The 7,123-nt window shown below is 34.4% G+C and carries 6 protein-coding genes (1 of these 6 only partly in view); 3 read left to right on the forward strand and 3 right to left on the reverse strand.

All coding sequences use genetic code 11. The features are described 5' to 3' along the window. Positions 1 to 65: 65 nt before the first annotated feature. Genes DEFDS_RS10775 through DEFDS_RS10785 form a run of 3 tightly spaced genes read right to left on the reverse strand, consistent with a single transcriptional unit; the run spans position 66 to position 5,145 of the window. The gene (locus DEFDS_RS10775; RefSeq protein ID WP_013008828.1) at positions 66 to 2,399 is read right to left on the reverse strand and encodes an FAD-dependent oxidoreductase; all 2,334 of its coding nucleotides are present in this window, start codon (positions 2,397 to 2,399) and stop codon (positions 66 to 68) included. Between the two features lie 11 nt (positions 2,400 to 2,410). After that, positions 2,411 to 4,051, reverse strand: coding sequence for a glutamate synthase-related protein (locus DEFDS_RS10780; protein WP_013008829.1), 1,641 nt, complete (start codon positions 4,049 to 4,051; stop codon positions 2,411 to 2,413). After that, positions 4,039 to 5,145 carry a glutamate synthase gene (locus DEFDS_RS10785; protein ID WP_013008830.1) on the reverse strand — a complete coding sequence of 369 codons (1,107 nt, stop codon included), beginning with the start codon at positions 5,143 to 5,145 and terminating at the stop codon, positions 4,039 to 4,041. Before DEFDS_RS10785 ends, DEFDS_RS10780 begins: the two co-directional genes overlap by 13 nt. A 223-nt stretch (positions 5,146 to 5,368) precedes the next feature. Between DEFDS_RS10785 and tatA the strand changes: the two genes are divergently transcribed. The 3 genes in view from tatA to moaA are tightly spaced (at most 14 nt apart) and all read left to right on the forward strand, a layout consistent with a single transcriptional unit that may run on beyond the window. Then, complete coding sequence (tatA, locus tag DEFDS_RS13345; RefSeq protein WP_013008831.1) at positions 5,369 to 5,686, forward strand: twin-arginine translocase TatA/TatE family subunit; 318 nt, start codon at positions 5,369 to 5,371, stop codon at positions 5,684 to 5,686. Between the two features lie 14 nt (positions 5,687 to 5,700). Beyond that, positions 5,701 to 6,453: a twin-arginine translocase subunit TatC gene (tatC, locus tag DEFDS_RS10795; RefSeq protein ID WP_013008832.1), complete on the forward strand. Its 753-nt coding sequence runs from the start codon at positions 5,701 to 5,703 to the stop codon at positions 6,451 to 6,453. Then, positions 6,446 to 7,123 carry the 5' portion of a GTP 3',8-cyclase MoaA gene (moaA, locus tag DEFDS_RS10800; RefSeq protein ID WP_013008833.1) on the forward strand. The gene runs 312 nt beyond the window's last position, so only the first 678 of its 990 coding nucleotides appear in the window; its start codon is at positions 6,446 to 6,448; the stop codon falls past the right edge of the window. The genes tatC and moaA overlap by 8 nt, the downstream gene beginning before the upstream one ends.

Here is a 7,123-nt window from a genome sequence, read left to right on the forward strand (position 1 = left end):
AGCCTCGAAATATACGAAATATACAAATTTATTAAGAATAAGCAGGGAGATGACTCCCCGCCATATTAAGCTTCTAAGTACTTTTCAACATTATCTATCATGGTCCAGATTCCACAAGGGCAAACTCCAGCACAAATACCACAACCTATACATTTATTTGGATCACTATAATATTCAAAAGTCCCATCATCATTTTGAATTCTTACAATTGCCTGTTCAGGACAAACATCTTTACACATCTCACAATCCCTACAAAAACCGCAACTCATACACCTATCTTTCTCAAATTCAGGCTCTTTTTCTGCCACAGCCATAGGATTTAAAAGCGGATAATACTCCTTTTTCATTTTATCTTGAGGAATTACAGGAGCCTTTTTAAAGTCATCAAGAGATAATCCTCTAAATTTTCTATCTAGATTCAATGCGATTTTTCTACCATCTCCAAGTGCATGTGTAAATAAACCAAGCTTAATTGCGTCACCTGCTACAAATACCTTATCATTAACCTCTGATTGCAAATATTCATTAATTCTAACTTTACCTTCTTCATCTAAATATTCAGGTGGTAAAAATGAAAAATCTGGCCTATCACCTATTGAAACAATAACCATATCCGCTTCAATAAACCTTCCATCTTTTAAATAAACACCCTTGTCATCAATCTTTTCTGTGTAAGCTGGCCATAATATCTTCGCACCAAGTTTTTTGGCTTCTTCTATCTCTTTATCAAAAGCAGCTGGCTTTTGGATATCCAATGCAACAACCTCTTTTGCTCCAAGTTTATATGCTGTCAAAACCACATCCATACCAGCGTTTCCAGCACCTATTACAACTACTTTTTCACCAACCTTTGGTTTCTCACCCCTATTTACAGCCTTTAAAAAATCGAGTCCTTTTACCAATCTCTCATGCCCTTCAACCGGCAATATGACAGGATTATGTGCTCCAACAGCTATTACAACTGCATCGTATTCTTTTACTAGTTTTTCAAAAAGCTCTTTGTCTACGTTTACTTCTGTCTTAACATTTACTCCTGAATTCAAGACTCTCCTGATTTCTGTTTCCAAAATCTCCTGATTTAATCTTTCTGGTGGAATTACCTGTTTTAACTTACCACCAACCATTTTATCCTTTTCATAAATATCCACTTGATAACCAAATTTTCTCAGTTGCCATGCACAAGAAAGACCACTAGCTCCTGATCCAATAATAGCAACTTTTTCTTTTTTCTCTTCACTTGGTTTAAAATCAAACCCTACATCCTTGCTTAATAAACCAAGCTCTTTTATTCTAACAGGTACGTCAACATATTTTCTCGAACACTCATCCATACAAAGATTTGGACAAACCTGCCCACAAACAGATGCTGGGAATGGGCTATAATCCAATACAAGCTCTAAAGCCTCCTTTATCTTGCCTTGCCTTAAAAGTGCTATTCTTTTTTGAGTAGGAATATATGTAGGGCAATTATACTCACAAGGAGCAGAATATTTTGCATTTCTCCATTCAGGATATTTTAATCTTAAATCACCTCTTTCAACGAAATCTGCGACCTTCCAATCTTCTTCTATTAAATCTCCAAAAATACCACCCTCAACCCATTTATGTTCTCTAAAATCTTTCACTGGGATCAACAATTTTAACTGTCTTTCTTCATATGTTTTAGCAACTATTTTTTGCCATTGATCAAACTGAGTCAGCTTATCATAAAGATCTGTTCTATCTATTTTACTTAAAAACTCCTTTAACCCCTTTGCAAGAAAATCTTTATCGGCATCATTTAAATCCAACAGCCACACATCATCACTTAAATCTTTTACAGGCCCTCTCACATAAACTGTCCCACCAACCATACCAACACAACTTCTCTTACCTAAAACAGATTCATAATCATCACAGTCATAACCACAAACCACAGCAATACCACCACCCATAAATTCAAAACTAAATGAGCCTGTATTTTTCAATACCCAAAACTCTGGAGGTGGAAATTTTGGGTCATGTTTCATCAATGCACCAGATCTTGTTCCTACTCTTCCAGCAACAAAGATTTTACCTGTTGCTGCACAATGAGCAGTGGTATCCCCTCCATCCCCCTTTAAAATAATTTCGGCACCAGCATTAAGCCAACCCACGTCTGCAGGAGCTGGACCCTCAATAATAATCTGGGTACCCTGCATCCCCATCGAACCAACACGTTGACCAGGGTTTGTAATTTTAAACTTTAAAGGTTTTCCATCTTTATCCCATAAAGGCCCACCTATATCATGCTGACCACAACCTATAACTTCAAATTCTGTATACCCCTCATCGAGTTTTTTATATATCTCTTGCAATAATTTTTGAGTTGATATCCTTTTACCGTTTACAATCCCTTCTATTTTAGCAACTTTTCCCATCTCATCCTCCATTAACAAGCATACTGAATTTTTAGCCTATCAGCCACTGCCTTATCAGTAGCTATCAAAGCATCTGAACGACCTACTGGAAGTGAACTATTACCTATAGGAGCCATCAACTTTTTCAGTTCATGATCAACAGATAAAAAGTAATTTACGATATTTTCTGCAACCTTATCTATATCAAGTCTTTTTACAAGCACTGGATTTTGTGTACAAATACCAACTGGGCATAGCCCTGTATTGCATGCATTACATTTACCATTATCATTACCCACACAACCAGCAAGTTGCAGCATTAATTTACCAGTAAAAATCCCATTAGCACCAAGACATATCATTTTAAATGCATCAGCTGCCAGATTCCAACCTTTTCCCATACCTCCTGCAGCCCAAAGAGGGATTTGCCCCTGCTTACCCTGATGTACAGCAGCTAAATAACAATCCCTAAGTTTTGAAACAATAGGATGACCTGTATGATCAAGAGAAATTTCATGTGCTGCTCCAGTACCTCCATCAATTCCATCAAGGAAAAAACCACCAACAATATTATATGGGTCTCTAAGTAAGTTATTGTATACCGAAACACTTGTAGCACTTGCCGCAACCTTAATGGCAACAGGTACTCTAAACTTAAATGCTGCATTAAAAGATAAAAACATCTTTTGGACACTCTCTTCAATAGAGTAAAGCCCTTGATGGTTAGGAGGGCTTAACAGATCTGCTTTAGGAACACCTCTAATTTCCTGAATATGTTTAGCCACCTTTTTTGCCTGTAACAAACCACCATCTCCAGGTTTTGCTCCCTGACCAATTTTTATTAAAATACCAGCAGGATCTTCTACCATATCTGGCATCGCATTAATAATCCTGTTCCAACCAAAATGACCAGAGGCAATCTGCAAAATCATATACTTTAGATATCTAGATTTCAGTAAGCGAACAGGAACCCCTCCTTCCCCACTACACATTCTTATAGGAATTCCTGCTTCTTCATTTAAATAAGCGGTAGCAATTGCCAACGCTTCCCACATTCTCCAGGAAAGGGCACCGATGGACATATCCCCGATTATGATAGGATATATCCATCTCACAGGAGGTGTATTTTCCCTTTCCACAAGCTTCCCATCCTTTATTTCGAATGGTATCTCCTGAGGAGGTAAAACTCTGCCAAATGGTGCAAGCAAGTCAAAAGTATGTCTTTGAGCATCAAGTGATGGGTCAGTCATCTGAGAAATTCTACCAATTTTTATTTTATCAAGAGTTCTTGCACTTGTAACAAGATTATTTCTTCCACCCCTTTTAAATGGATCTCCAGTAACTGACCTATATTTTGCTTGAAATCTATGATCAGGATTTCTCACTGGTCTAATGGCGTCGTTAGGGCAAACCTTCTCACAAATACCACATCCTCTACAAAAGTTATACTCATCTACAACCTGTTTGATAACAGGTACTGTTTGAAAAATAACTTTGGGGTTTGGTGTAATATCATCACTAATAACTTTTCTTCTTCTTTCAACTCTTGCCTCTATTGCTTTAAAAGGGCAAGCTGCAACACACCTACCACAAAGTGTACATCTATCATGTTTATATTCTATCTGCCAAAAAAGATCATCTTTAGCCAGTTCATTCACTCTCATTGTTGCCATCTTTGAACCTCCAAATCATTGTTAATAACTACCATTTCTCTTTCATTTGGATAAATATCTTGCTCCCAGTCTCTATCAGGTAAAATCTCATTTATACCAGTTACTTCTGAGGTTATAATTGCTGTATCATCAGTATAACCCACAACAACCGGTCTTAGCTTTTTAGAATCACAACAAGTAAACACTGTACCATCAGGTAAAACCCCTATAATTGTATTTGGACCATTAATTTCCAAATGTGCTAAGGATGCTCGAATCTTTTTTAAAACTTCTCTATCTTCTCTTAATTCTATCTCTTCAAAAGGAAGAGGTGTAATAACATGCTTATAATACATTAAAGGCCATTTCAAAATTTTATGGACATAATGCAAAGTATAAAGAAAACATTGAGAATCAGATTCAAACCCGATATATCCCTTGTATAATTTCTTTTGAAAATCTCTATTCTTCTCATAAAAAGTATTTTCACCATTTGCTAAAGCGGTATAACCTTGTAAGAAAAAGGGGTGAGCAGCATATCTTACAATGTCATAATTTGTGTTTTGCCTACATTGTGCAGTGATAATTTTGGCTCTCAACTCATCATTTTCTTCCCACAGCCCAAAATATTCACCTATATCTGTAGGATCTCCAATCTCTTTTAAGGTCAAAACATCAGGCCAAAAAGAATAAACGAATCCCTCATCATTAACTTCCAAAGCTTTTCTAATTTTTAATCTTATATCTACTAAAAGCTCTTCTTTTTCCTCTTTTGAGGCATACTTATAACTCTTTGGGTACTGCAAAACTAAAAAAATATAGTTTGGCATAGGCTCTATTTTTAGCCACTCTCTTGGGTGTGTTTCAGGAGCCCATTGCATAATTCTAACAAATCCAGCTTCATGTAATATATTATCTGCAATACGCATACCTTCATCAGTACATGCCAAAGATAAAATGGGTAAGTCTTTGTAGTTTTCAAAAACTCCACCCAAATCCTGCATTACCATTGCAAAGCCTGAATTATCATGACCTTTTTGTTGAGATCTCATTAATTTCAAAGCTTTTGAAGGGTGAAGATATTTTCTAGATTTTATTGCTCCAATTCTACACATTGTATACACCTCCCATTTCTACCTTATATTATTAGTCTCTTTTTATGTCAAGCATAATTTTATAAGGTATTTTGACTTTTTATTATTACATATATAGAACATAGGCAGGCAAAACAAACTTTTAACCAATATCAATCTCAAACTAAAAATTCAGTTATAACGCTTGATTTTTTGTAGTTATAAATGTATTCCTACATAATAGAAAATTTAAAAGGTAGGAGCTATGTTTGGCTTTGGAATGTCAGAACTAATTTTAATATTAATTATAGCTTTAATTGTTATAGGCCCAAAAAAATTACCTGAAGTCGCCAAAGCTTTAGGTAAAGGGTATGCAGAATTCAAAAAAGCATTAAATGAGTTTAAAGAAGCTGTAAATGTGGACTTAGATGTTGAATCAACAAATACCAAAGGTAAAAAGGAAACCCTAACCGAAATTTATAACTCAAAATGGGAAGAAGCAATTTTAGATTCAAACTCTGAGGAAAATAAAACTAGTGATAGCAAAGAAACTGAAAATATAGAGAATAAAAATAATGCTTGAAAAGGGTTATACATATGCCAAATGTTGAAGATAAATTACCCCTTACTGCACATCTCGAGGAATTAAGAAGCAGATTAATAAAAAGCTTGGTTGTTGTAGTATTAGCTTTTATTGTATGCTACTCCCAGAGTAAATACATCTTTGACTTTATAACTGCACCTTTAGTAAAAGTTTTACCTGAAAAATCTTCTTTAGCTATTTTAAAGTTAACAGAAGGCTTTTTCACTGAATTAAAACTATCACTAATGGCTGCTGTTTTTTTTAGTATGCCTTTTATCCTTTATCAACTTTGGAAGTTTATTGCTCCTGGACTATATGCTCATGAAAGAAGATATGTTGTATCATTTGTAATAGTATCTTCTATCCTATTTTTTACAGGAGCCTTATTTGCATACTATATTGTTTTCCCTTTTGGTTTCCAATTTTTCTTAAGTTATGCAAAAGGTTATGTTATAGCAAATCTTTCAATCCAATGGTATCTTTCTTTTGTAGTGAGATTGATTATGGGGTTTGGTATTATTTTTGAGTTACCTGTCTTTACATTATTTTTAGCTAAAATGGGTATTGTTACAGCCTCAATGATGAAAAAATACAGAAGATATGCAATAGTAGTAATATTTATTGCAGCTGCAATCCTTACACCACCAGATGTTTTTACTCAAATGATGATGGCCGGTCCATTATTGCTTCTATATGAAATAAGTATCTTTGTTGCAAAAATATTTGGGAAAAAAGAAAACATAAAGAAAGAAGACATATATGACTAATAAATTAGTAGATAAATTTGGGAGATTTTACAACTACCTAAGGATATCTGTTACAGATCGGTGTAACTTCCGTTGCAAATACTGCATGCCACAACACAACTTTAAAATGCTATCTCATAGCGACATTCTAAGTTATGAAGATATTATTTTTGTTGTAAAGACATTAACAGAAGTTGGCATAGAGAAAATTAGAATTACTGGCGGTGAGCCACTAGTTAGAAAAAATATCAATTATTTGTTTGAAAGGTTAGGTGGATTAAAAAATATTAAAGACCTAACGTTGACAACAAATGGCTCATTACTAAAAAAGTACGGGAAAACAATTTTTGATGCAGGCGTTAGACGGATAAATATAAGCCTGGATTCACTAAAAGCTAATAGATACGAATATATTACTGGTGGTTTCAATTTATCACATATTATAGATTCTATAAATTATGCTAAAAATATAGGATTTGATCCTATAAAGATAAATGTTGTTGCTATAAAAGGTTTTAATGATGATGAAATTTTAGATTTCTGTGAGTTTGCTGCAGAAAACAAATTAAATGTTCGTTTTATCGAATTTATGCCTCTTGAAAGTTCATTTGAATGGAAAAAAGAAAATATTATAACTGGTAAAGAGATTTTAAATCTAATATCACAAAAATACGATTTACAAAAAATTGAA

The sequence above is a fragment of the Deferribacter desulfuricans SSM1 genome (genome assembly GCF_000010985.1).
Lineage (GTDB): Bacteria > Chrysiogenota > Deferribacteres > Deferribacterales > Deferribacteraceae > Deferribacter > Deferribacter desulfuricans.

Excerpts from the sequence above, each read along its gene's own strand:
- DEFDS_RS10775 (WP_013008828.1), bottom strand. The coding sequence starts at position 2,399 with ATGGGAAAAGTTGCTAAAATAGAAGGGATTGTAAACGGTAAAAGGATA.
- DEFDS_RS10780 (WP_013008829.1), bottom strand. The coding sequence starts at position 4,051 with ATGGCAACAATGAGAGTGAATGAACTGGCTAAAGATGATCTTTTTTGG.
- DEFDS_RS10785 (WP_013008830.1), bottom strand. The coding sequence starts at position 5,145 with ATGTGTAGAATTGGAGCAATAAAATCTAGAAAATATCTTCACCCTTCA.
- tatA (WP_013008831.1), top strand. The coding sequence starts at position 5,369 with ATGTTTGGCTTTGGAATGTCAGAACTAATTTTAATATTAATTATAGCT.
- tatC (WP_013008832.1), top strand. The coding sequence starts at position 5,701 with ATGCCAAATGTTGAAGATAAATTACCCCTTACTGCACATCTCGAGGAA.